This window comes from Ruegeria lacuscaerulensis, assembly GCF_013034685.1.
Classification (GTDB): Bacteria; Pseudomonadota; Alphaproteobacteria; order Rhodobacterales; family Rhodobacteraceae; genus Ruegeria; species Ruegeria lacuscaerulensis_B.
The window spans coordinates 101,049-123,872 of sequence record NZ_WQGO01000003.1; the positions used below are offsets into that span (position 1 = coordinate 101,049).

Below are 22,824 nucleotides of genomic sequence, written 5' to 3' on the forward strand. Positions count from 1 at the left end.
TGTCTTACGAGGATACCTGTTCACGAAGGACCGACGCGGTAAGCGAGATCAACAGGTAGATACCAGCAAACAACAGGAATGCCAAAATCGTATTTTCGAATTTCCTCGGATAGGTCGGATCCTGGCTGGGAACCGGGTTCACTGAGACGGTCAGATACCGCACCTTGCGGTTGGCCTCGGTCCGGGTGGTTTCCATTTGCTGCATGGCTGCTTGCAGCATCATGTCACGTGCGGCCAGATCAGCCTGCGCAGTCTGGATTCGCAAGGTCAGACGCACCAGCGAGTTTTCGCCAGCCGAGACATCCAACATCTCGGCGTTCAGCTCCTCCAGCACTTCTTCGAAGCGCGCAATTTCGGCGCGTACACCGTCCACTTTGGCCTGATTGGGCCGCAGATTGTCTAAAAGCGAAGCCAGTTGCAGTTCTTTATCCTGCAATTGCGCCTCAAGTGTGTTTATTCGGCCGCGTAGGCCGGCAAGCACGTTTTCCGGGTCCAGCAGAGCGCCTTGCAGTTGCGCTTCGATCAGGGCTTCCTGCGCTTTGTTGCGTGCCTCCTGCGCCAGTTCGAAACTGGCCACGGCGTCGCGCATCTGGTCTTCGCGTTTCAGTTCGGACAGTCCGTTGATGGTGTCTTCGGCATAGGACAGCAACTTGTCCGAGATCGCGACTGCGATATCAGGTGTGGGCGCGGCGACCTCCATGCGGATGATGCCGTCGCTGGGGTCATAGCCGATGGTGATCATCCGCATGTACAGCTTGTGGGTCTCTTCCAGACTTGCGTCGGGCGACAGACGCTGGATCGGATCAATCCAGTCCTGTTTGAATATCTCGGAAAACCCCATGTCGCGCTCAAGCCGTAGCAGAGCGTCCTTGGATTCCAGAAATTCCTGCGTGGCAACCGAATCCTGCGCGGTTGCGTATTGGGTGCCCGCCAAGAAACCTCCGAATGAGGCTCCGCCGCCATCCGCTTGAAGTATAGAGAAGGCCGAATCGCTGGCATACATCGGCGTTGCAAAGCGATAGAAATAAGTCCCGACCACAAGCGTCGGCAGCAATACAAACACTGCCAAACGCGCAAACAGAGCAAACAGTTTGCGTCTGCGGCGGCGCGCGATGTCCTTCTGAATTTGCCCGATCTCATAGTTGCGCCTTTCCGCGGGGCTCATCTCGGGGCCGGGCAGAGTTTCGGGCGCTTGCAGAATGGGCTGAGGCAGTTGGATCGTCACCTTGTCTTTGGTTTCATCTTCGACACGCTTTTTCTCGGCGGCAAGGTCCAGCAGGCTGCTGCGTTCGAATGGGTCGATACCCTTTTTGCGCAACAAGCGCACAGCGTCATAATCCGAGTCCGCCTCGATCCCGTTTTTCTGCGCCAGCTTTCGCGCAATGCGAAGCTGCCGACCGGTTAGCCCCTCAGCCTTGATCTTTTCCAACTCAGAGGTCTGTGCATCATTGGCCGCCTCGGGTGGTCGCGTCGCTTTGCGAATGCGTGAGATCGCGTCGGCGCGGGCCTCGGCATCTGCCGGGCCCTGACGTTTGCGCCGCCAGTTGTAGATTCTAGCCTTGGGTTTGGTAGTCATACAGTTGCTTTGCCTCTTCCAAGGAGTCGAACACATGCAGTTGCCCATCGACAAGGACAGCGGCCTTCTGTGCAAATTTTTCTAACACGGTCGGGTTGTGCGACACGATCACCAATGTCGTCGTCCGAAGCCTTTCTTGCAGGATATCCCCTGCTTTTCTGTTAAATTCGACATCCGTCGTGGCGGGCATGCCCTCGTCAATCAGGTACATGTCGAAGTCCAGCGCCAGCATCAGCGCAAAAGTAAACCGCCCCCGCATCCCCGAGGAATAGGTGGCCATCGGTTGATCGAAATACTCGCCCAGACCACATAGCCACTTGCAATAGGCTTCGACATAGTCGGGGTCCATACCATAGATCTTGGCGATATAGCGCGCGTTTTCCAGCGCCGACAGTTTGTTGGCGACACCACCTGTGAAACCCATTGGAAAGGACACCCGGCACGATTTGCGGATGACGCCTTCATCCGGTTTCTCCAACCCCGCCATCATGTTGATTAACGTCGTCTTGCCGGTGCCGTTCGGGGCGAGGATGCCGATCGAGGTGCCAAGCTCGACCCGGAACGAGACACGATCCAGGATCACCTTGCGGCGCGTCCCGGTCCAAAAGGACTTACTGACATTCTCGAACTCAAGCATTTCGGGCCTGTGTGCTCATTTCCGGCGCGGCGTTTGCGTGCCGTGATCCATAACTCGTGACTGGCCATGTTGGCCATATTATGTCCAATTTTGCAGGGCAGGATCAATCCACCCCGCGATGGGCTGTTGCTATTGTGACTTTTCCATCTGTTGGTCCTCGCGCCTGCGTTGACTATCTTTGGCTTCAAGCGTCAACCAATCTGCCTCAGGAAATCTTGCGATCTGATGAATTCACTTGAAAAAGACATCACCGCTTGCCGGATTTGTGCCGACAGGTTTGCCGCAACTGAAACCGCGCATGAGCCGCGCCCAGTCGTGTGGTTCCGGCAGGGTGCCCCGATCCTGATCGCAGGGCAGGCGCCGGGCGCGCGGGTTCATGCCTCGGGCCGTCCGTTTACGGACCCCTCGGGGGATCGTCTGCGCGACTGGTTGGGGATCGGGGAAGACGTGTTTTATGACCGCGCCCGTGTCTCGATCGTGCCGATGGCCTTTTGCTTTCCGGGCTATGATGCGCGCAAGGCCGATCTGCCGCCGCCACCGATCTGCGGGAAGACGTGGCATGACAAGGTGATGCAGACGCTGGGTTATGTACCGCTGACCGTGCTGGTTGGGGGGCACGCGCATAAATACCACCTCAAGGCACGCAGATCCGTGACCGAGACGGTACGCAACTGGCAGGACCATGCGCCGCGCGTCTTTGCCTTGCCTCATCCGTCCTGGCGGAATACGGCATGGATGAAGAAAAACCCGTGGTTCGAGGCCGACCTTCTGCCGGTCCTGCGCGCACGGGTGCAAGAGGTTCTGAATGACTGACATGACCGCTCTGGACTCGGCCCATTCCGGGATGGAGGCCGCGCCGCAGGACGATGCCGCCCGGTTGCGGTTCTTTGAGCGGCTGGCCGATAGCGAACTGTTCCTGCTTCTGACCGAAGAGGCAAAGGGCGAAAACATCTCGCCCGAGTTGTTTGACGTGGCCGATGGCCGCTTTGTTCTGGCGTTCGACCGCGAGGATCGTTTGGCGCGCTTTGCTGAACGCCCTGTTCCCTACGTCGCCCTGTCAGGGCGGGTGTTGTCGAACATGCTGGCCGGGCAGGGGATCGGATTGGGCCTGAACCTTGAGGTCGCACCGTCCTCGATGCTGATCCCGTCCGAGGCGCTGGGCTGGTTGGCGACCACCTTGCAGCACGCGCCGGAAGAGGTGCAGCAGCACTTGTCGGAATTCCTGCCCCCAGTCGGTTTGCCCCACGATCTACTGACGGCTTTGGATGCCAAACTGGCAACGGCCGTTGGTCTGGCGCAATCCGCCTATCTGGTCGGCACCAAGACATCTGAGGGGGGGACCGGCCACCTTCTGGGTTTTGTCGGCGCGGTTGAAGGGGCGGAAGCGGCCTTGGCCAAGGCCGCGTCCGAAGCGCTGACTTTTTCAGGGATCGAGGCGGGCGCAATGGATGTGGGTTTTTTTGCAGCCCACGACGCTGCCGCGTCCGCTCTGGCGCGGGTGGGGCTACGGTTCGATTTACCGCAGCCGGAAACCTCTAAGTTCCAGCGGACCGCGCCGGGCAGTGACCCGGAAAAGCCACCAATCCTCAGATAAATAGGGCCTCACCAGATCCCGGCGAGGCCCGACAGGTTTATTCCGCAGCAGCTTCTAGCTTGTCCTGCGTGCGGGTTTCAAAGTCGCTGGCTTCGTGGCGCTCATGAAGCTGCAAGTGCTTTTCGCCAAACGGGCGGTTCACCATGCGTCCGCGCAGAACGGCTGGGCGTGCGTCGATCGCTTTGGCCCAACGCATGACATTCTTGTAGGATTCGACGTCCAGGAATTCGGCCGCATCATAAAGGCGACCCAGAACCAGTTGCCCATACCAGGGCCAGATGGCCATGTCGGCAATGGTATAGTCTTCACCAGCAATATAGGTGTTCTCGGCCAATTGCTTGTCCAGAACATCAAGCTGACGCTTGGTTTCCATTGTAAAGCGGTCGATCGGGTATTCGAATTTCTCGGGCGCATAGGCGTAGAAATGGCCAAATCCGCCGCCCAGATAGGGCGCGCTGCCCATCTGCCAGAACACCCAGTTCATCACCTCGGTCCGCTCGGGTCCTGACTTGGGCAGGAAGGCGTCAAACTTTTCGGCCAGATGGAACAGGATCGAGGCGCTTTCGAAGACGCGCACTGGCTTGTCGCCGGATCGGTCCCACAGCGCAGGGATTTTCGAGTTTGGGTTGGCTTCGACAAAGCCCGACCCGAACTGATCGCCTTCGCCGATATTGATCAGCCACGCATTATACTCGGCTTCTTCATGACCCAGGGCCAGCAATTCTTCCAGCAGTACCGTGACCTTCACGCCGTTTGGCGTGGCCAGTGAATACAGCTGCAGGGGATGGCGTCCGACAGGCAAATCCTTATCGTGGGTCGCACCGGCGATGGGGCGGTTGATATTGGCAAACTGCCCGCCATTCTGACTGTCCCATGTCCAGACCTTCGGGGGGGTATAGGTCGATTGCTCGCTCATCTCTTGCCTTTCTCAGCAAATCTGGGGTGAATTGTCCGTCCGTCACAACAGCTAATATTGCAAAGCGCCGAGTCCAACCCCGGTTGTTGGCTTCTTTCTGTAACATTCGGCAGGAATAGTCTCACGTTTCTTCATTCGACGTCACAGCCCCGCGAGCAGGACTGCTCTGTCGGCTGGAATCACCTATTGTCTGAGCAGACCCGGAACACGGGTGCCCCTTAAACCTGAGGACAAAAGGACGACCTATATGAAACGTTTTGCCCTAACCGTTGCAGCGACCCTGGCTTTCGCTGTTCCCGCTTTTGCCGGTGATCAGTATGTAGACGGTACCGGATTCGCTGTATCGGGTTACGATGTTGTGGCCTACCGCAGCCTGGATCAGGCCCCGGTTGGTCAGTCCCAGCCAGAAGGTGTGCGTGGCCGTTCCGACATCACCGCAGAATATAACGGTGCGACATGGGCGTTCTCGACTGAAGAGAACCGCGACAAGTTTCTGGAAAACCCCGCCTATTACGCACCGGAATATGACGGGCACTGTGCCTATGGTGTTTCGCGCGGCGGTAAGGTTCCGGCAAACCCGAACCTGTGGCGCATCGTTGATGACAAGCTGTACCTGAACATCACCGATGTAGTTGTTGGGTTCTTTGAAGAAGACATTCCGGGCAACATCAACCTGGCCGAAGGCAACTGGCCGGGGATCGAGCCTGCGAAAGCATCGACTGCAGTCATTCCGAAATTCACTTCGAAAGGCCCGATCTCGAACTAAGGGTCCACTCACAGAAAAGCCCGGCTGTCATTTGCCGGGCTTTTTTACGTTTTGATCAGCTTGCCAGGCAGAATTCGTCTCGTATCTGCTTACTTGCGTCAAAACGGATACGCACGCTTTTGGCGCCGGGGAATTTGCGATCGCGGATCGTGTCAGGCACCACAACCTCACCACCGCCGGTTTCCTTGGCCTGAAAGCTCAGCACTTCGGTTTCGGTACGGCGTGCACCAGCCAGAACCGAAGTAGGCAAAGCCACCCGGTTTTGCCCCTGCCGAACGGGCGAGGACACGAAATAGGTCAGGTTACGGCCATGAAAGCCGACCGCCTCGGGGATGTGATCGGAATCGCCAATCTGGTCAGCGGTGCAAGTCTCGTCTGCGCCGCCGGCACTTTGCGGAAGCGCTTTGTTCAAAAGCGTCCGGCAGGCATCGATATCGGTAATATCCAGCGAGATGACCCGCTTGCGCAATTTCGGACGTCGTGGTTTGCCGGGCTGCGCGCCCTTGCTGACCAAACCTTCCAGCCGCAACAGGTCATAGGCTTCTTTCGCACGGGTAAATTCCGAGCTGTCGCCCCTGGTTCGATCAGAATGCACATTGAACGCAATGTTGCGCCACGCTTGTCTGATATCCTCAGAACCGGCGGTCTGATCTAGGCCAAGGGCGGCCAGCGCCGCAGCGCGGGCCTTCATCTTTTCAACAGCTTCCATACCCAAAACACTCGTTAAAACAACAACGTGCTCTTAGTGTTGGGATGGCCGCATTTTTGTCAAATTTGATGGTTTTTTGAGGCTAAACGTAGAACAATCCCGCCATGCACTGCGGGATTGTTCTGGTGTATGTGCTTGTGAGAGCCGACTTTTCGCTCAGGCCACGTTTTGCAGATCGGCTTTAGGCGTAATGCCCAAGGCGAAACAAACGTCGCGGGTCAATTCGGGGCGATTCAGCGTGTAGAAATGCAGCTTGTCCACACCGCCCTCGATCAAATCCGAGCAGAGCTCGGTGCACAGTGCGGTTGCCAGCAAGTCTTCGCGGTCGTCGCGGATAGCCTTGTCAAAAGCCTGTTCAACCCACGCGGGGATACGTGTGCCGCAGCGTTTGGCAAAACTGCGCGCGCCCTTCCAGTTCTCGATGGGCAGGATGCCCGGCACGATGGGCTTGTCGATGCCCGCCTTGGCGCACGCATCGCGGAAGCGAAAGAACGTCTCGGCCTCGAAAAAGAACTGTGTCAGCGCCTCGTCGGCTCCCGCGTCCAGCTTGGCTTTCAGCCAGTCAATGTCCGTACGGGCGCATTGGGCCTCGGGGTGGATGTCGGGATAGGCACCCACGCGGATATTGAAGTTTCCAGTGTCAGCCAGTGCCTTGATCAGCTCAACCGAATTGGCAAAACCTTCCGGGTGAGGCACGAACTTTTCCTGTCCTTTTGGGGGATCGCCGCGCAAGGCAACGATGTCCCGCACGCCTGCTTTTGCAAAGGAATCGGCGATTTTCAGGGTTTCTTCGCGCGTGGCATCCACACAGGTCAGGTGCGCGGCAACCGGCAGGCCGGATGATTTGTGCAAGGTGGCGACCGCGTCGCGAGTCAGCTCACGTGTTGTGCCGCCTGCGCCGTAGGTGACCGAGACGAATCGGGGCTCAAGCGGGGCGAGCGTTTGAACCGTATCCCAAAGGCGGAACGAAGCTTCGAGCGTTTGGGGCGGGAAGAACTCGAATGAAATCTCAGGTTGGGTCATCATGGCCTCGCATATTCCAGTTGTGGGTCTTGTGCCATGTGACGCATTGTGAGACAAACTCATATTCCTCAAGAACAACATGAGTTCCATTGAATGCATATCGAATTTCGGCACCTGCGCACAATCAAGGCGATTCATGAGTGCGGCGGGTTGGCCCGCGCGGCGGATCAGCTGCATATCACTCAGTCGGCGCTGAGCCATCAGATCAAAGGTCTTGAGGATCAGGCCGGCGTGGAATTGTTCCTGCGCCGCTCCAAACCGATGAAACTGTCTGCGGCGGGGCTGCGCCTGTTGCGGCTGGCCGAACAGATTCTGCCGCAGGTCGAAGCGACGCAGCAGGAGTTCACCTCGCTGCGCGATGGGCGCACTGGTCGAATGCATATCGCCATCGAGTGCCATGCCTGCTTCGAATGGCTTTTTCCGGTGCTGGAATCCTTTCGCAAATCCTGGGGCGATGTGGATGTAGATATCCGCCCCGGTCTGGCCTTTGACGCTTTGCCCGCGCTGCAAAAGGAAGAGGTCGATCTGGTCGTCTCGTCCGACCCTGAGGACCTGCCGGGGGTCGAGTTCATAAAACTGTTCGACTATGACGCGGTGTTTGTTGCGGCCTCGGCACACCCATTGGCGCAGAAGAATTTCATCGAGGCCGAGGATTTTCGCGGCCAGACCCTAATCACGTACCCGGTCGAGCGCACCCGGTTGGATGTATTCAGCCAATTGCTGATCCCGGCGCGGGTAGAACCAGCCGCTATTCGGCAGGTGGAACTGACGGCGGTGATCCTTTTGCTGGTCGCTTCTAACCGGGGGATCTCGGTCTTGCCAGACTGGGTGGTGCGGGAAGTGAAGTACAATTCAGACTATGTGACCCGCCCGCTGACCAAGGATGGGATCACCCGTAGCTTGTATGCGGCAGTGCGGGCTGACGACCTTGAAAAACCCTATGTGCAGGAATTGATCGACCTTGCCGGAACCGAGGCGCACAAGCTGCAATCGCAATAGGCGTGAAACGCGGGTCTGCTATGCGCATCAAGCCTCTTGGCAAGGGCGCATTGCATCAGTATACGCGCGGTTTGACCGAACAGGAGCCGTGGGACAATGGTAGGCAGTGCAAACCTCAACATCATGATCAAAGCCGCGCGCAAGGCGGGGCGGTCTCTGGTCAAGGACTTTCGTGAAGTCGAGAACCTGCAAGTCTCGATGAAAGGCGCGGGCGATTTTGTCTCCAAGGCCGATATTGCTGCTGAAAACATCCTGAAAGAGGAACTGCTGGGTGCCCGCCCGACCTATGGCTGGCTGGGTGAAGAAGGCGGCGGGCAGGCCGGTGAAGACCCGACACGCCGCTGGATCGTTGACCCGCTGGACGGCACCACCAACTTCCTGCACGGGCTGCCGCATTGGGCGATTTCTATCGCTTTGGAACACAAGGGCAAGATCGTTGCCGGCGTGATCTATGACCCCGCCAAGGATGAGATGTTCTTTGCCGAAAAAGGTGAGGGCGCGTGGATGAACGACACCCGCATCCGCGTTTCGGGCCGCCACCGCATGATCGAGTCCATTTTCTCGACCGGTTTGCCCTTTGGCGGACGTTCTGATTTGCCTGCGACCCTTCAGGATCTGGCGCGGATCATGCCCACCTGCGCAGGCGTGCGCCGCTGGGGCGCGGCAGCGCTGGATATGGCCTATGTGGCTGCAGGCCGCTACGAGGGTTTCTGGGAGCGCCGCCTGAACGCGTGGGACGTGGCGGCCGGTGTCATCATCGTGAAAGAAGCCGGTGGCTTTGTGCAGGCTCTGAACCCCGAAGGTAGCGTCTTGGAAGATGGCGAGGTTATCTGTTCGAATGAACCGATCTTCGACCAGTTCTCGAAGGTGATCCGGGGCTGACTTGCAGAACCCTGAGACGAACAAGCGCGCCCTGTCCGAGGCGCGCTTTTTTGTTGTCGGCAGCACAGGCGATCAAGGCCGCCAATGTCGTGCAAGGATATGCATCTACCGGCGCGGGATTCGGGGGATGCGGGATTGTGACAGTTTGTATGTATGCTCGGGGTGCGGCGGGTGGCCATGTGTTCGGTTCCAATACCGCGTACCGCCCCGCCGCGCCCAAAGCGGGATGCACAAAAGCAGACCGACAAAGAACCCGCCGGTATGAGCCCAATAGGCAACGCCGCCTTCGTCCGGGTTGCTGGCAAGGCTGCCCAGGAATTGCATCCCCAGCCAGACCCCCAGCATGACGAAGGCCGGGATGGTGAAAACCCGCACATAGACGATCAGGATCAGCAGAATATCCACGCGGGCCTTAGGGAACATCAACAGGTATCCCCCCATGACCCCGGCGATTGCACCAGAGGCCCCGATGGTCGGCACCACTGATCCCGGGGCCGTCAGGACGTGGATCAGGCCTGCTCCGATACCGGCCATCGTATAGAAAAGCAAAAAGGGCAGGTGGCCCATCTCGTCTTCCAGATTGTCGCCGAATATCCAAAGGAACAGCATGTTCCCTGCCAGATGCATCCAGCCGCCGTGAAGGAACATTGAGGTGAACAGCGTCTCATACGCGACCCCGTCTTCGATCCGGGCCGGGATGACCGCGTAGTCGAAATAAAGCCGGTTGAGCAACCGCGCATCATCCATGATGCCCACATAGCTGAGGAAAATCAGAATGTTCGCGGCCATCAGCAGATAGACGACGTATGGGGTGCGCCCCGAGGGGTTATGGTCACGGATCGGAAACATGGCGCGACGCTGGGCTTTCGGGCGGGCAAGGTCAAGGTACGTTTACGCAGCATACGGCATGGTGGCGAGGTGTGTGACGAAGACTTGAACGAGCCCAAGGGTTGACGCAGCCTGTCTGCGCGTCACCATAGACACATGAAACACATCGCCTCAGCCTTTGTCGTGCTGGTCGCAGGCACCATCGCTGCCCATTCACAGGACTGTCCCGCCGCTCCGGATCACTCGGACGGGGTGGCCGGGATTATCTCTCAAATTCAACAGGCCGAGACCGAGCGCGCCGCGCAGGTTTTGTCGGGCAAGCTTTGGGAGTTTTGGACAGATGCACCGGATAGCAAGGCACAAGTCGCGCTGGACAGGGGGATGACACGTCGTAGTCAAAGCGATCTGCTGGGCGCAATCGAAGACTTCAACTCGCTGATAGATTACTGCCCATCTTATGCCGAAGGATATAACCAGCGCGCCTTCGCCTATTTTCTGGGCCGGGATTATCAGGCCGCTCTGCCGGATCTGGATCGGGCAATCGAACTGTCGCCCAATCATGTGGCAGCAATCAGTGGGCGTGCACTGACTTTGTTAGGGCTTGGGCGGATCGACGAAGCTCGCGAGGCTTTGGAACAGGCGCTGGAGCTGAACCCGTGGCTCTCTGAACGCCACTTGATGGACCCCGGAGGGCCGTTGGCACCACAAGGCCAAGACATCTGAAATACAAAACCCCCGACCAAACAGGCCGGGGGTTTTCGATCTTGGGACTTAGCCGACAAGACCGTTATCGGCGCGTTTGATCGCAATGACCGACGAGCGCGGCGTGCCGCCGTCGGGCCAGTTGCTGCCGGGGTGCTGGATGCCGACAAACATGGTCCGCAGGTCTGTGGACCACGCCAGACCGGTCACCTCACAGCCGTTCGGGCCAGTCATGAAGCGTGCAATCTCACCGGTCACGGGATCACCAACCAGCATCTGGTTGTTGCCGTTGCCTGCGAAATCTTCCTCGTTGTCGTCATTCCCGTCTGTCTGGATCCAGATCAGACCGGTCGAATCGATCACCATACCGTCGGGCGAGTTGAACAGGTTGCCCTCGTTCACGTTGGGCGAACCGGCGCGGTCATCGGAATGCACGGTGGGGTTGCCTGCCATGACGTACAGGTCCCAATCGAACGCTTGGGCGGCGTGGTCGTCATTGGCCGGACGCCAGCGAACGATCTGACCATACTTGTTGGCTTCACGCGGGTTGGCCGCGTTGACCGAGGTATCATCACCACCGGCGTTTGGCTTGACGCCGCGGTTCTTGTTGTTGGTCAGGCAGCAATAGGCCTCGACCGCGACCGGGCTGGAGGCGACCCATTCGGGGCGGTCCATGGTGGTGCCGCCCGCTTTGGAGGCGGCCATGCGGGTAAAGATGCGAATCTCGGCATCGTCCATTCCGGTGGTTTCCGCGGTCAGAGCCAGCCATTCACCCTTCATGTCGTCGTTGAACTTGGCGACATAAAGCGTGCCGTCGTTCAGCAGGCTCTCGGTTTCACCACCGGGCTGATAGGTGCCGTTCGAGACGAACTTGTACAGGTATTCACCACGTTCATCGTCGCCCATGTAGACAACCACGCGACCGTCGGCAGCCAGGGTGACTTCGGCGTTTTCGTGCTTGAAACGACCCAGACCAGTGTGTTTGACAGGGGTGCTGTCAGGCTTGGTTGGGTCAATCTCGACGATCCAGCCTGCGCGATGCGGCTCGTTGGGGTTCTTCGAGGTGTCAAAGCGCGGGTCAAAGAACTCGTAACCGTTCCAGCTTTCGGCCTTGATACCGTAGCGCGCCATACCGTCCGAGACCTTCTGGTCATAGGCGGCATTTTCATCCGACGAGCCGAAGTAGCCATTGAAATTCTCTTCGCAGGTCAGATAGGTGCCCCAGGGCGTCTTGCCCGCACCACAGTTGTTCATGGTGCCCAACGAGGTGGTGCCGGTCGGATCAGCCTCGGTTTTCAGCAGGTCATGACCGGCTGCGGGGCCAACGATTTTCATCGGAGTGTTATGATGAATACGGCGGTTGAAGGGGCTGTCTTTGACAACCGACCAGCCCTCAGGGCCCTCGGTGATTTCCATGACTGTCACGCCTTGGATGTTCTGCAGCTTCAGAACATCACCTGCGTTTGCCGGAACACCTTCCGCAGCGGCCGGCAGGTTGATCTTGCGGTTGGGGTATTCGTGGTTGATCGCGATCAGTTCGTGACCCTGAAACGAGAAGGTTTCCATCCCGTCAGTGTTCTCACCAAAGATACGGTCGGATTTTTCGACCGAACCACCATCGGCGATGTCATAGCCGTCGGCATCCGAGAACAACGGATCGCCCCAGCGCATCATGACTTTCCATTCGTACCCTTCGGGGACGTGAACGGTGCCGTCGGTCTGGGCTGCGATCGGGGTAAAGGCAAAGCGCGACGCGTCAGCGGCCTGCGCCGAGGTCGAGCTGAACAGACCTGTGCCCATTGCGGCAGCGCCCGATCCAAAGGCCACCACACCGGCCAGAAAACCACGGCGGGAAATGGCGCTTTCGACCACGCGGTCAAAGTCGTTTTCCTCGGGGCGGGGGAAGTGTAGCTCGTCCCAGTCGTCTGCGGAAAGTGTGGTGTTGTCGACGTCTTTCATGGATGGCTCCTGGCTAAAATGAAAGTTGATGAACGGCATTTAAGAGGTCTTTGTGACAGGTTCTTAACAGCGCCATTAAAGCCGCTGTATTTCGACCTGAAAATAGACTCATTTTTGATGCGCTGAAACGCGCCAAAGCCCTGTCTGCGAGACGCAAGCAGGGTTTTCAGTCATCAAAGCGGATTGATCACATCGTCGTGATTGGGTTAGCGCAGCCGCTGCCCATCAGCATTGAACCGATACGCTTTTTCGGGCGCGAACCCAAGACGCAGGTCTTGGCCTTCGGATATTGCGTGTTGCCCGAACAAGCGCGCCGTCACCGAATGGTTCTGAACGGTCGCAATGACGTTGGTATCACCGCCCAGCTTTTCGACATGGCTGACCTGCGCTGACAGTGGGCCGTCGTCAGATAGGAATAGGTCTTCGGGGCGAATACCAAGGGTGTCTGACCCCTGATCCAGCAGGCTTTCGGGCAGGAAGTTCATCGAAGGAGATCCAAGGAATCCCGCAACAAACTGGTTGGCGGGGTTGTTATACAGCTCCATCGGTGAGCCGATCTGTTCCACCCGGCCATCGCGCAGAACTACGATCTTGTCGGCCAGTGTCATCGCCTCGGTCTGGTCGTGGGTGACATAGATCATCGAGGCATCCAGTGCCCGGTGAAGGTTTGCAATCTCAATACGTGTGTTCATCCGCAGCGCCGCGTCGAGGTTCGAAAGCGGTTCGTCAAACAGAAACAGTTTCGGCTCACGCACGATAGCCCGCCCGATGGCGACGCGTTGGCGCTGACCGCCGGACAGCTCAGATGGATAGCGGTCCAGATATTCCTCAAGGTTCAGCATCCGGCTGGCGCTGGCGACGCGCTCCTCGATCACCGCTTTGGGCTGCTTCTCTTGTTTCAGCGCCAGTGTCATGTTCCCGCGCACGTTCAGATGGGGATAGAGCGCATAGCTTTGGAATACCATCGCGATGCCACGTTTCGACGGCGGCACCAGATTGACGGTCTGGCCGTCGATATTGATCTCACCCGAGGACGCATCCTCCAACCCTGCGATCACCCGCAGCAGGGTGGATTTGCCACAGCCCGAGGGGCCGACGAAAACGACAAACTCGCCTTCTTCGACCTCAAGCGAGATGTCTTTGAGGACATGCACCTCGCCAAAGGATTTGTTCACATTGGTCAAGGTCAGAGCAGTCATGTTGCGGACTCCTTAAGCGAAACGGGCTGGCCGGTGCGGATGCTTTCATCTGCGGCCAGACAAATGGCGAGGGATTGGACGGCGTCATTCATATGGCGCGTCAGGTCGATATCGTCAGCAATGGCGCGCAGCATATACGCCTGCTCGGCGTCACAAAGCTCCTGATGGCCGGGCTCATTGGGCATCTCAACCGTACGGTCACCGCCCGAAGTGTGGATCAGCAGACCACCAACCTTGGTATGGCCGTCGATATCCGCCGACGCGCCCTTGTTGCCATCGGTGATCGAGACCGAGCCATTGGGCGAGACAATGTCTTTCACGAAGAACGCGGTTTCGGACATCATCGGGCCCCACCCGGCCTCATACCAGCCGACCGAGCCGTCCTCGAAAATCACCTGAAATTGGCCGTAATTGTACATGTCCTCGGCGATTTCGTCGGACAGGCGCAGGCCCATGCCATGCACGCGGACGGGCTGCGCATCGGTGATCTGGCACATCACATCCACATAATGCACACCACAATCCACGATGGGCGAGGTCGTCTGCATCAGCGCCTTATGTGTCTCCCACTCAGCGCCTGAGGATTGCTGGTTCAGGTTCAGGCGGAACACATACGGCCCGCCCAGGTCCCGCGCCTCGGCAATCAGGCGCATCCAAGAGGGGTGGTGGCGCAGGATATAGCCCACGACCAGTTTGCGGTTCAGGCGAGTGGCGGTTTCGACCACGCGCCGTGCATCGGCCACGTTGGTGGCCAGCGGCTTTTCGACAAACACATGCGCGCCAGCCTCCATTGCGGCGCAGGCGAAATCGGCGTGGCTGTCGGAATAGGTGGCGACGACCACCAAATCGGGTTTGGTCTCGGCCAGCGCGGTGTGGAAATCCGAATAGGCGGGGTATTGGCCCAGCTCGGGGTGATCCACGTGACCCGAGCGGTTCACCAGCCCCACGATCTGCGCGTCCGCGTGGTTGTGATGAGCCAGCGCGTGGCTGAGACCCATATTGCCAAGGCCAGCGATCAGAACTTTGGTCATTTGACAGCTCCCGAAGTGATGCCGCGGATCAGTTGGCGCGAGAAGATGACATACAGAACCAGCACTGGCAGGATCGCCATCGACAGGGCCGACAGAACCGCGTTCCAGTCGGTGACGAACTGTCCGATAAAGACCTGACTGCCCAGCGTGAGCGTCTTGGTTTCTTCAGCCGGGGCGAGGATCAGCGGGAACCACAGGTCATTCCAGATCGGGATCATGTTGAACACGGCCACGGTCGCCATCGCGGGCCTGACCAGAGGCAGAACCAGCCGGAAAAAGATCGTATATTCCGACAGCCCGTCGATACGGCCCGCGTTTTTCAGATCATCACTGACCTGTCGCATGAACTCCGACAGGATGAACACGGCCAACGGCAGCCCTTGCGCGGTGTAAACCAGGATCAGCGCCCAAAGCGTGTTCACCAGCCCGGTGGCCACCATCATCTCAAGGATCGCCACAGTGCCGATGCGTATCGGGATCATGATCCCCAGCGCCAGATACAGCCCCATCAGCAGGTTGCCCTTGAACTGATATTCCGACAGCGCATAGGCCGCCATGGCCCCGAACAGCAAGATGAAAAACAGCGATGCGACGGTGACGATCATAGAGTTCTGGAAATAAAGGAAGAAATCCCCCTGCTTCATCACCGTCTCATATCCGATCATCGAGAAACTGTCGGCATTCGGTAGCGCCAGCGGTTCCCGAAAGATCGCGCGGCGGGATTTGAAGCTGTTGATCAGGATCACAAAGACCGGGAACAGGGCGATCAGCGTGTAAAGGATCAGCGCCCCGTGCATCGCGGCGGTATTCAGCGGGTTATGGCGTGCTTTGTTCATCGCGGGACCCTCACAGTTGATACCGACGCATCCGGGTCTGGATGCCAAAAAGGTAGATGCAAACGCCCACAAGGATGATCGCGAACATGGCCCCGGCAATGGCCGATCCCATATGCGGGTCGCCCAGCTGCAGCTGGAAGCCAAAGAAGGTGCGGTACATGAAGGTGCCCAGAATATCGGTTGAGAAATCCGGCCCCGCCAGCGCGCCTTGGGCGGCATAGATCAGGTCGAACGCGTTGAAGTTGCCCACAAAGGTCAGGATCGAGATGATCCCGATCGAGGGCAGGATCAGCGGCAGCTTGATCTTCCAGAAGGCCGAGGCCCCGGTGATGCCGTCAATCTCTCCGGCCTCAAGGATTTCCTCGGGGATGGTCAGCAGGGCGGCATAGATCAGCATCATCGGAATGCCCACGAATTGCCAGACCGAGATCAGCGCTAGCGTGGTGAGTGCATATTCCTCTTTCCCCAACCACGGCGCGAACAGGGATTTCAGGCCCACAGCGTCCAGCATCGAGGGCGCGATGCCCCAGATCGGCGACAGGATCAGTTTCCACGCAAAGCCCACGATCACGAAACTCAGGATCGTCGGGATGAAGATTGCAGACCGATAGAGCGCCGAGAACCGCAGGCGCGGGTGGCTGAGCAGGGCTGCCAGTGCGATCCCGATGGGGTTTTGAACAAGCATATGGATCAGGAAGAACCAGAAGTTGTTGCCCAAAGCGTTCCAGAACTGCTCGGACCAGATGGGATCGAAAAACAGCGTTTGAAAGTTCTGCAAGCCCACGAACACGCGGCTCTGATCCACTTCGGAATAGAGCGCCAGCCGCAGCGTGTTGAACAGCGGGAAGATCATCACCGCCGTATAGACCAGCACAGCAGGGGCCAGAAACACGACGATATGCCAGCGGAAGCGGGGGCGGTTCATGGGTCAGCTTTCAAAGGGGTGTCAGGGGGTACTCGGGCGGGATGAGCCGCCCGAGTATGGGTCAGTTTACTGGTGCGGCGCGTACCAGGAGGCGAGGCCTTCCTGCAACTCGGCGCCCAGTTCTTCGGGCGATTTGGCGCCCTTGATGGCGGCGACCGATGCGCCCCAGGTCTCATTCTCGAGGTTCGGCGTGCCGCGCGACAGGATTTGGTAGGTCGAGCGGATGGTCGATTCACACTCATCACGCCAGCCGACGATTTCCTTGGCTAGCGGGTCTTGCAGCTCGACCGGGGTGCTGGACAGCGGGAAAAAGCCGGGCAGGGCGTTGCCGAAGATTTCCGCGAACTCGGGGCTTGCGACCCAGGCCAGGAACGTCTCAGCCGCTTCGGGGTTCTCGGTGGCGGCGTTCATGCCGATGCCGATATCGGTGTGATCCGAGATATAGCAAGTGTCGCCCGCGTTGCGGACCGGCGGCTTGAATGCGCCCATCTGGAAATCGGCCTGCGTGTTAAAACCCGAAATCTCCCACGAACCGGCGGGATAAATCGCGGCGCGGCCTAGCGTGAAAATGTTCTGGCTGTCGGGATAGGTCTGTGCCTCATACCCGTCGCCCATATACTCGCCCCAACGGGCCAGTGTTGCGTAAGGTGCGGTCCAGGCCTCATCCGTCAGCTTCTGCTCACCTTTGATAAGCGCTTGACGGCCTTCTTCACCTTTCCAGTAGTTCGGGCCGATGTTGTTGTAACCCATTGTGGCGGCTTCCCACTGGTCATTGGTGCCCATCGCGATCGGGATATAGGTGCCGTCTTCCTTGATCTTGTCCAGCGCGGCAAAGAACTCATCCTCGGTGGTGGGCACGTCGATGCCTAGCTCGTTGAAGGCGTCCTTGTTGTAGATGAAGCCGTGGATCACCGAGGCCATCGGAACGCAGAAGCTGACCGCGCCGTCATCGGTCTGCCACGCGGATTTGGCGACGTCCGAAAAGTTGCTCATGGCCTCAACGCCCGAAAGGTCCGTCAGGTGTCCTGCCTCATACAACGCCAGCGAAGCATCGAAGGGGCGACAAGTGATCAGATCACCGGCCGAGCCCGCATCCAGTTTCGAGTTCAGAACAGCGTTGTATTCGGCGGGCGCCGATGGGGTGAACTGGACCTTGATGCCGGGGTTGGCGGCCTCGAATGCGGGGATGATCTGGTCTTGCCACAGGGTCAGGTCATCATTGCGCCAGCTTTCGATGGTGATCGTCACGTCTTCGGCCAAGGCCGATGTTGCCACCAAGGTTGTGCCCAGCAGGGCCAGTTTCAGGCTTTTGTGTTTCATTTCAGTCTCCAAGTTGGTTAGCGGTTGTTATCTGTTGTAAGAACGGTGCTGAGGTTTCCGCCCGAGTTGCCCAGGTGGGTCATGGCCTCGGGCAATGACAGGCCGAGCGCCGCGATCAGGATCGCTGGTTTGACCTCACCCTTGGCTGTGTCCAGCGCGGATTGCGCGGCAGCGGTGTCTACATTTGCGATACGCGCTACGATCCCTGCGGCGCGGGCGCGCAACTTGTCATTGTCGGCGCGCAGGTTGACCATCATGCCGCCATGCACATGCCCCAACTCTAGCGCCATAAGGGATGACAGCATGTTCAGGGCTATCTTCTGCGCCGTACCAGCCCCCATGCGGGTCGAGCCCGAGATCAACTCCGGCGGCGTGGCCAGCAGGATCGGGATGTCCGCATTCAGCAGCAGGGGGCTGCCTGCATTGTTGGCGATGCCGATCACCTTGGCACCTTTGGACTGTGCGATGGTGCTGGCGATTAGGGTGTAGGGTGTCGATCCACTGGCCGACACAGCGATGACAGTGTCATGCGGGCGCAAGTCTTGCAACGCGTCGGCAAGGCCCGCATCCGCGTCTTCTGCTGCGCCGGGCATTTCAACCCCGGTGGGCAGGCCTCCTGCCATGTGAATGCGCAACCGCGCGGGTGAGATCGAAAACGTGCCGCCCAGCTCTTGGGCATCTGCGGCGGCCATCAATCCTGACGAGCCGGCCGCCACATAGTGCAGCACCCCGTCCGTACGCAAAGTCTCTGCCATTGCCAGCGCAGCCTGCGCGATGCTGTCGACGGCTCCCTCAATCGCCTGCGCCGCAGCGATTTGACCGGCGGCCAAGGCGCGGGCGGAGCCTGCCAGATCGCTCGGGTCAAGTCGTGCGGCATCAGTGTGCAGTTGTTCAGTCGACGGCAGCGTCAAGAGAATCCCCCTTACAGTTCCTTTACAATACCTATCTAATACCACCTGTCCATAACTTTCTTATTGCGACCGAGATGAACGATTTTTTCGCATAAATCTTTCTAAAATTGCTGATCATAGCAGGTTTAATCTTTTCTGATGGCAAAAGGTATTATAATGGTATTGTCATGAGTGAGTCTGAAAACCACGCAGTTTTGGCCGTTGATGGCGGTGGAACCCGATGCCGGGTTGCCTGTGATGTGGATGGTGAAGTCCATGCGGTCGAAACAGGTGCGGCCAATGTCTCAACCGATTTTGAGGGTGGTGCCGACCAGATCAGGACGGGCGTCGCGCGTTTGGCCGAACGTCTCGGACGGCCCGCCGCCGACCTGTTCGATTGGCCCGCTTTCGTAGGCTTGGCCGGAGTGACTGGGGATGCGGTAGCTGGGCGCTTGCAGGCTGTTCTGAACTTGACGAATGCCCGGGTGGAAGATGATCGACCGGCCGCCGTCCGAGGGGCCTTGGGCGCGACAGACGGCCTTGTCGCGCATTGCGGCACGGGCTCATTCCTTGCGCTCCAGACTCGTGGTCGCATGCGGTTTGCTGGGGGATGGGGGTCAGTCCTTGGAGATGAGGCCTCGGCCCAATGGGTCGGACGTCGCGCCTTGGCCGAAGCGTTGAATGTTGCAGATGGGGTTCAGGAAAGCTCGGGCCTGACCCGGGCCCTGTCTGATCGGTTGGGTGGTACCGCAGGCATTGTTGCATTTGCAGGCCAAGCGTCGCCGGGAGAGTTTGGCACGTTGGCACCGCAGGTTACGTCGGCGGCGGTCGATGGAGATATCGTTGCCCGGAAAGTCCTGCAAACAGGTGCGGATTACCTTACGGATATGGCCGCCCGTTTGGGTTGGAAACCCGGTCTGACGCTATGTCTGACCGGGGGAATTGCGCCGCACTACGCCGACTACCTGCCCGGCGAAATGCAAGAGGCAATCCGTCCGCCGCAGGGGGAACCGCTGGCAGGTGCGTTGGCTTTGGCAAAGGAGGTGGCAGATGAGCATCGCTGAATTCCTGCGCGCCGATGCATGGCTAAGCCCTGAAAACGGCCCTCGATACGTACAGCTGCGCCGCCGGTTGCAAGAGGGGATCGACACCGGTGTGCTGGCCCCCAATGCGTCGCTGCCGTCAGAACGGGAATTGGTGGAAATCACTGACCTGTCCCGCGTCACCGTACGCAAAGCTATCCAGGAGCTGGTGCAAGAAGGCGTGATCGAACAGCGTCAGGGGTCGGGCTCATTCATCCGCGAGCGCGTGCCTCGGGTCGAGCAATCGCTGACCCATCTGACATCATTCACCGAAGATATGTCGAGCCGGGGGATGCAGACCACCTCTAAATGGCTGGAACGTGGCGTGTTCGCCGCAACACCACACGAGGTGGCCGCGCTGAACCTGTCGGACGGCGCGCAAATCGCCCGTATCTATCGTCTGCGCGAGGCAGATGGCCGCCCGCTGGCGTTGGAAAAAGCGGCCTTGCCCTTGGACATCCTGCCGAACCCGATCGAGGTGACGACCTCGCTCTACGAGGTGCTGGATGGGTTGGGTCATCGTCCGGTGCGGGCGGTTCAGAAGATCTCGGCGCTTAATCTGGCAGCGCGCGAGGCCGAGTTGCTGGACGTACCTGAAGGGGCGGCGGGGCTGAATATCGAACGTCTCTCATTTCTCAAAAACGGTCGGGTCGCAGAGCTGACCCGTTCGCTCTATCGCGGTGACGCCTATGATTTCGTCGCCGAGCTACGGCTATAACCGGAAGGATCAAAGGCCGATGTCCGAACATACATCCAAGATGCGTCAGGAAATTCTGGAAATTCCCGATGCGGTCGACCGGCTGCTGGGCAGTGGCGCGGCCAATATTCAAAACGCCGCTGGGCTGGTCCGCGACGCCGATCCGCGGTTCCTGATCACCGTGGCGCGCGGGTCGTCGGACCATGCGTGCAGCTATCTGAAATACGCCAGTGAGTTGCTGCTTGGTCTGCCTGTGGCCTCGGTCGGACCGTCGGTCAGTTCAATCTACGGGGCCGAACTGATGGCGCGGGGGGCGGTCTGTGTGTCCGTGTCGCAGTCCGGCCAAAGCCCTGACATCGTGGGGTTGACGCGGTCCTTGCGGTCTTCGGGCGCTGTGGCACTGGCGATCACAAACAATTCAACCTCGCGTCTGGCGGAAACCGCTAATGCGGTGCTGCCGCTGCACGCCGGTCCTGAACTGAGCGTTGCGGCGACCAAGACCTTCGTAACCTCGCTTGTCGCGGGTCTGTGGATGCTGGCCGAGGTCAAAGGGGATGCCGACTTGCTGGCGGCTATCCGGGCTCTGCCCGCCCAATTGGACCGGGCAGCCCGATGCGACTGGTCCGCAGCGGCGTCTGCGATCACGGGGCGGTCGCTGTTCACGCTGGGCCGGGGGCCGTCCTTTGCGGTGTCGGGCGAGGCGGCGTTAAAGATCAAGGAGACCTGCCAGATTCACGCTGAAAGCTATTCGGCTGCCGAAGTGCTGCACGGCCCCGTCTCGATCGTTGAAGAGGGGTTCCCTGCAATCATTTTCGCTGCTCAGGATGCGGCGGAGGAGACAACCGCACAGGCTGCTGATGCTTTGGCTGAAAAAGGCGCGGTGGTTTTTGCGACGACGGATCGGGTCACGCGAGCGCAGTCTTTGCCGGTCGAGCGCACGGATCACTGGATCACCGATCCGATCACGGCGATCACCGCCTTCTACAGCATGGTCGAATCGGTTGCCAGTATGCGAGGAATCGACCCTGACGCGCCACGCCACCTCAAGAAAGTGACCGAGACGGTATGACAACGAACAGGGTGATCTTTCGAAACGGGGAAATCTTTGATGGTAAGCGGTTGCTGTATGATCATGCGTTGGTCTTTGACGGCGATGCGACCGGGAGGATTGTGTCCGATGCGGATATAGCGACCGGTGACTATGTCGATCTGAACGGAGACATCGTCAGCCCCGGTTATGTGGACTTGCAGGTGAATGGTGGCGATGGGGTCATGCTGAATGACGCCCCTTCGGTGGAGACGATCCGGCGCATCGCGCAGGCCCATCGCCGGATGGGGGTCGCCGCGCTGCTGCCGACTTTGATCACGGATACGGCCGATAAGACCCGTGCCGCGATTGATGCTGCCATTCACGCCGTCAATGAGGGTGTGCCGGGCGTCGCCGGGTTACATCTGGAGGGGCCCCACCTGTCGGTTGCACGCAAAGGGGCGCATGATGGCGATCTGATCTGTCCGATGTCTGATGCAGACCTCGCTGCCTTGATAGAGGCGGCGGGTCATCTGCCCTGTCTCAAAGTGACTGTGGCGCCCGAATCGGTGTCAGAGCAGCAGGTTCGCGCGCTAACCGATGCGGGTGTACTGGTATCGTTGGGGCACACTGATGCGGATTTCGCCACCTGCCAGCGCTATGCCGCCGCAGGTGCGCGATGTGTGACCCATCTGTTCAACGCCATGAGCCAGTTGGGCAACCGCGAACCCGGATTGGTCGGCGCGGCGCTGTCGAATGGTGGGTTTTCGGCCGGGCTGATTGCTGATGGCATCCATGTCCACCCGCAGGTCATGCGGGCGGCGTGGGCGGCTAAAACCGGACCGGGGCAAATCTATCTGGTCAGCGACGCGATGGCGGTTGCAGGAACGGATAAATCCGAGTTTCGTCTGGAAGGTCGCAGGATCACCCGCACTGACGGGCGGCTGACGCTGGAAGACGGGACGCTGGCTGGCGCGGATTTGGATTTGACGACTGCCATCCGGGTGCTGGTCACGCAAGTGGGCGTGCCTTTGCCTGCGGCGCTGGCCGCTGCCACCACCTATCCTGCACAGTTGATCGGGCGAATGCCGGGCGCTGCCATCACCCGCGACAGCATGATCCGCATCAGCGGAACGCTCGACAAGTGCGCGTGGCTGTAGGCAGTCGCGCCCTTTTTCTGCCGCACCGGGCGGGAGATTATTTTCCAGGAATGATTTTGAAATCCG

The 22,824-nt window shown here is 59.1% G+C and carries 23 protein-coding genes; 10 read left to right on the plus strand and 13 right to left on the minus strand.

Going from position 1 to position 22,824, the window contains the following annotated elements; genetic code table 11:
* Window positions 1-4: 4 nt before the first annotated feature.
* Together GOV80_RS08160 and GOV80_RS08165 are read right to left on the minus strand one after the other, a co-directional pair.
* Window positions 5-1,576 carry a KpsE/RkpR family capsule polysaccharide export protein gene (locus GOV80_RS08160; RefSeq protein ID WP_170783895.1) on the minus strand — a complete coding sequence of 524 codons (1,572 nt, stop codon included), beginning with the start codon at window positions 1,574-1,576 and terminating at the stop codon, window positions 5-7.
* Entirely contained in the window at window positions 1,554-2,213 is a 660-nt protein-coding gene (locus GOV80_RS08165; RefSeq protein ID WP_170783898.1) for an ABC transporter ATP-binding protein, read from the minus strand. Before GOV80_RS08165 ends, GOV80_RS08160 begins: the two co-directional genes overlap by 23 nt.
* Before the next feature lie 225 nt (window positions 2,214-2,438).
* Between GOV80_RS08165 and GOV80_RS08170 the strand changes: the two genes are divergently transcribed.
* The gene (locus tag GOV80_RS08170) at window positions 2,439-3,026 is read left to right on the plus strand and encodes a uracil-DNA glycosylase family protein (protein ID WP_170783900.1); all 588 of its coding nucleotides are present in this window, start codon (window positions 2,439-2,441) and stop codon (window positions 3,024-3,026) included.
* On the plus strand, window positions 3,019-3,807 hold the full coding sequence (locus tag GOV80_RS08175; protein WP_170783902.1) for an SseB family protein: 789 nt from the start codon (window positions 3,019-3,021) through the stop codon (window positions 3,805-3,807). Before GOV80_RS08170 ends, GOV80_RS08175 begins: the two co-directional genes overlap by 8 nt.
* Before the next feature lie 37 nt (window positions 3,808-3,844).
* Here the strand turns inward: GOV80_RS08175 and yghU are convergent, their stop codons facing one another.
* A complete protein-coding gene (yghU, locus tag GOV80_RS08180; protein WP_170769078.1) occupies window positions 3,845-4,723 on the minus strand; it encodes a glutathione-dependent disulfide-bond oxidoreductase in 879 nt (292 codons plus the stop codon).
* Between the two features lie 247 nt (window positions 4,724-4,970).
* Between yghU and GOV80_RS08185 the strand changes: the two genes are divergently transcribed.
* Window positions 4,971-5,489 carry a YHS domain-containing (seleno)protein gene (locus tag GOV80_RS08185; RefSeq protein WP_170783904.1) on the plus strand — a complete coding sequence of 173 codons (519 nt, stop codon included), beginning with the start codon at window positions 4,971-4,973 and terminating at the stop codon, window positions 5,487-5,489.
* 55 nt (window positions 5,490-5,544) lie between these two features.
* Here the strand turns inward: GOV80_RS08185 and GOV80_RS08190 are convergent, their stop codons facing one another.
* Window positions 5,545-6,198 (minus strand): J domain-containing protein, encoded by a 654-nt coding sequence (locus GOV80_RS08190; protein ID WP_170783906.1) that lies wholly within the window; start codon window positions 6,196-6,198, stop codon window positions 5,545-5,547.
* Window positions 6,199-6,354: 156 nt separating this feature from the next.
* On the minus strand, window positions 6,355-7,221 hold the full coding sequence (metF, locus tag GOV80_RS08195; RefSeq protein WP_170769821.1) for a methylenetetrahydrofolate reductase [NAD(P)H]: 867 nt from the start codon (window positions 7,219-7,221) through the stop codon (window positions 6,355-6,357).
* 93 nt (window positions 7,222-7,314) lie between these two features.
* Between metF and GOV80_RS08200 the strand changes: the two genes are divergently transcribed.
* Together GOV80_RS08200 and GOV80_RS08205 are read left to right on the plus strand one after the other, a co-directional pair.
* Entirely contained in the window at window positions 7,315-8,220 is a 906-nt protein-coding gene (locus GOV80_RS08200; protein WP_170783909.1) for a LysR family transcriptional regulator, read from the plus strand.
* Window positions 8,221-8,316: 96 nt separating this feature from the next.
* Window positions 8,317-9,102, plus strand: a complete 786-nt coding sequence (locus GOV80_RS08205; RefSeq protein ID WP_170769082.1) for an inositol monophosphatase family protein — start codon at window positions 8,317-8,319, stop codon at window positions 9,100-9,102.
* Between the two features lie 105 nt (window positions 9,103-9,207).
* Here GOV80_RS08205 and GOV80_RS08210 read toward each other — a convergent pair whose 3' ends face one another.
* The gene (locus tag GOV80_RS08210) at window positions 9,208-9,951 is read right to left on the minus strand and encodes a rhomboid family intramembrane serine protease (RefSeq protein WP_170783911.1); all 744 of its coding nucleotides are present in this window, start codon (window positions 9,949-9,951) and stop codon (window positions 9,208-9,210) included.
* 135 nt (window positions 9,952-10,086) lie between these two features.
* On the opposite strand from GOV80_RS08210, the gene GOV80_RS08215 reads away from it, so the two are divergent.
* Window positions 10,087-10,653 carry a tetratricopeptide repeat protein gene (locus GOV80_RS08215; protein WP_170783913.1) on the plus strand — a complete coding sequence of 189 codons (567 nt, stop codon included), beginning with the start codon at window positions 10,087-10,089 and terminating at the stop codon, window positions 10,651-10,653.
* A 48-nt stretch (window positions 10,654-10,701) separates the two neighbouring features.
* On the opposite strand, the gene GOV80_RS08220 is transcribed toward GOV80_RS08215, so the two are convergent.
* The 7 genes from GOV80_RS08220 to GOV80_RS08250 form a co-directional block, all read right to left on the minus strand.
* A complete protein-coding gene (locus tag GOV80_RS08220; protein ID WP_170783915.1) occupies window positions 10,702-12,591 on the minus strand; it encodes a PhoX family protein in 1,890 nt (629 codons plus the stop codon).
* A gap of 206 nt (window positions 12,592-12,797) precedes the next feature.
* Window positions 12,798-13,790: an ABC transporter ATP-binding protein gene (locus GOV80_RS08225; protein WP_170783917.1), complete on the minus strand. Its 993-nt coding sequence runs from the start codon at window positions 13,788-13,790 to the stop codon at window positions 12,798-12,800.
* Entirely contained in the window at window positions 13,787-14,821 is a 1,035-nt protein-coding gene (locus tag GOV80_RS08230; protein WP_170783919.1) for a Gfo/Idh/MocA family protein, read from the minus strand. The genes GOV80_RS08225 and GOV80_RS08230 overlap by 4 nt, the downstream gene beginning before the upstream one ends.
* A complete protein-coding gene (locus GOV80_RS08235) occupies window positions 14,818-15,657 on the minus strand; it encodes a carbohydrate ABC transporter permease (RefSeq protein WP_170753275.1) in 840 nt (279 codons plus the stop codon). Before GOV80_RS08235 ends, GOV80_RS08230 begins: the two co-directional genes overlap by 4 nt.
* Before the next feature lie 10 nt (window positions 15,658-15,667).
* Window positions 15,668-16,582, minus strand: a complete 915-nt coding sequence (locus GOV80_RS08240) for a carbohydrate ABC transporter permease (RefSeq protein ID WP_170352415.1) — start codon at window positions 16,580-16,582, stop codon at window positions 15,668-15,670.
* A gap of 66 nt (window positions 16,583-16,648) precedes the next feature.
* Window positions 16,649-17,902 (minus strand): ABC transporter substrate-binding protein, encoded by a 1,254-nt coding sequence (locus GOV80_RS08245; protein ID WP_170783921.1) that lies wholly within the window; start codon window positions 17,900-17,902, stop codon window positions 16,649-16,651.
* 17 nt (window positions 17,903-17,919) lie between these two features.
* Entirely contained in the window at window positions 17,920-18,813 is an 894-nt protein-coding gene (locus tag GOV80_RS08250; protein ID WP_170783922.1) for an N-acetylmuramic acid 6-phosphate etherase, read from the minus strand.
* 167 nt (window positions 18,814-18,980) lie between these two features.
* On the opposite strand from GOV80_RS08250, the gene GOV80_RS08255 reads away from it, so the two are divergent.
* The 4 genes from GOV80_RS08255 to nagA are packed head-to-tail and all read left to right on the plus strand — an operon-like array spanning window position 18,981 to window position 22,758.
* Window positions 18,981-19,856, plus strand: a complete 876-nt coding sequence (locus GOV80_RS08255; RefSeq protein WP_170769090.1) for a glucosamine kinase nucleotide-binding domain-containing protein — start codon at window positions 18,981-18,983, stop codon at window positions 19,854-19,856.
* Complete coding sequence (locus GOV80_RS08260; protein ID WP_170769091.1) at window positions 19,843-20,592, plus strand: GntR family transcriptional regulator; 750 nt, start codon at window positions 19,843-19,845, stop codon at window positions 20,590-20,592. Before GOV80_RS08255 ends, GOV80_RS08260 begins: the two co-directional genes overlap by 14 nt.
* Before the next feature lie 19 nt (window positions 20,593-20,611).
* Window positions 20,612-21,640, plus strand: a complete 1,029-nt coding sequence (locus tag GOV80_RS08265) for an SIS domain-containing protein (protein ID WP_170783924.1) — start codon at window positions 20,612-20,614, stop codon at window positions 21,638-21,640.
* Window positions 21,637-22,758, plus strand: coding sequence for an N-acetylglucosamine-6-phosphate deacetylase (gene nagA / locus GOV80_RS08270; protein WP_170783926.1), 1,122 nt, complete (start codon window positions 21,637-21,639; stop codon window positions 22,756-22,758). The genes GOV80_RS08265 and nagA overlap by 4 nt, the downstream gene beginning before the upstream one ends.
* Window positions 22,759-22,824 lie beyond the last annotated feature (66 nt).

Excerpts from the sequence above, each read along its gene's own strand:
- GOV80_RS08245 (WP_170783921.1), bottom strand. The coding sequence starts at position 17,902 with ATGAAACACAAAAGCCTGAAACTGGCCCTGCTGGGCACAACCTTGGTG.
- nagA (WP_170783926.1), top strand. The coding sequence starts at position 21,637 with ATGACAACGAACAGGGTGATCTTTCGAAACGGGGAAATCTTTGATGGT.
- GOV80_RS08215 (WP_170783913.1), top strand. The coding sequence starts at position 10,087 with ATGAAACACATCGCCTCAGCCTTTGTCGTGCTGGTCGCAGGCACCATC.
- GOV80_RS08230 (WP_170783919.1), bottom strand. The coding sequence starts at position 14,821 with ATGACCAAAGTTCTGATCGCTGGCCTTGGCAATATGGGTCTCAGCCAC.
- GOV80_RS08210 (WP_170783911.1), bottom strand. The coding sequence starts at position 9,951 with ATGTTTCCGATCCGTGACCATAACCCCTCGGGGCGCACCCCATACGTC.
- GOV80_RS08205 (WP_170769082.1), top strand. The coding sequence starts at position 8,317 with ATGGTAGGCAGTGCAAACCTCAACATCATGATCAAAGCCGCGCGCAAG.
- GOV80_RS08255 (WP_170769090.1), top strand. The coding sequence starts at position 18,981 with ATGAGTGAGTCTGAAAACCACGCAGTTTTGGCCGTTGATGGCGGTGGA.
- GOV80_RS08235 (WP_170753275.1), bottom strand. The coding sequence starts at position 15,657 with ATGAACAAAGCACGCCATAACCCGCTGAATACCGCCGCGATGCACGGG.
- GOV80_RS08170 (WP_170783900.1), top strand. The coding sequence starts at position 2,439 with ATGAATTCACTTGAAAAAGACATCACCGCTTGCCGGATTTGTGCCGAC.
- GOV80_RS08220 (WP_170783915.1), bottom strand. The coding sequence starts at position 12,591 with ATGAAAGACGTCGACAACACCACACTTTCCGCAGACGACTGGGACGAG.
- GOV80_RS08200 (WP_170783909.1), top strand. The coding sequence starts at position 7,315 with ATGCATATCGAATTTCGGCACCTGCGCACAATCAAGGCGATTCATGAG.
- GOV80_RS08190 (WP_170783906.1), bottom strand. The coding sequence starts at position 6,198 with ATGGAAGCTGTTGAAAAGATGAAGGCCCGCGCTGCGGCGCTGGCCGCC.
- GOV80_RS08160 (WP_170783895.1), bottom strand. The coding sequence starts at position 1,576 with ATGACTACCAAACCCAAGGCTAGAATCTACAACTGGCGGCGCAAACGT.
- GOV80_RS08265 (WP_170783924.1), top strand. The coding sequence starts at position 20,612 with ATGTCCGAACATACATCCAAGATGCGTCAGGAAATTCTGGAAATTCCC.
- GOV80_RS08260 (WP_170769091.1), top strand. The coding sequence starts at position 19,843 with ATGAGCATCGCTGAATTCCTGCGCGCCGATGCATGGCTAAGCCCTGAA.
- GOV80_RS08185 (WP_170783904.1), top strand. The coding sequence starts at position 4,971 with ATGAAACGTTTTGCCCTAACCGTTGCAGCGACCCTGGCTTTCGCTGTT.
- metF (WP_170769821.1), bottom strand. The coding sequence starts at position 7,221 with ATGACCCAACCTGAGATTTCATTCGAGTTCTTCCCGCCCCAAACGCTC.
- GOV80_RS08175 (WP_170783902.1), top strand. The coding sequence starts at position 3,019 with ATGACTGACATGACCGCTCTGGACTCGGCCCATTCCGGGATGGAGGCC.
- GOV80_RS08165 (WP_170783898.1), bottom strand. The coding sequence starts at position 2,213 with ATGCTTGAGTTCGAGAATGTCAGTAAGTCCTTTTGGACCGGGACGCGC.
- GOV80_RS08225 (WP_170783917.1), bottom strand. The coding sequence starts at position 13,790 with ATGACTGCTCTGACCTTGACCAATGTGAACAAATCCTTTGGCGAGGTG.
- yghU (WP_170769078.1), bottom strand. The coding sequence starts at position 4,723 with ATGAGCGAGCAATCGACCTATACCCCCCCGAAGGTCTGGACATGGGAC.
- GOV80_RS08240 (WP_170352415.1), bottom strand. The coding sequence starts at position 16,582 with ATGAACCGCCCCCGCTTCCGCTGGCATATCGTCGTGTTTCTGGCCCCT.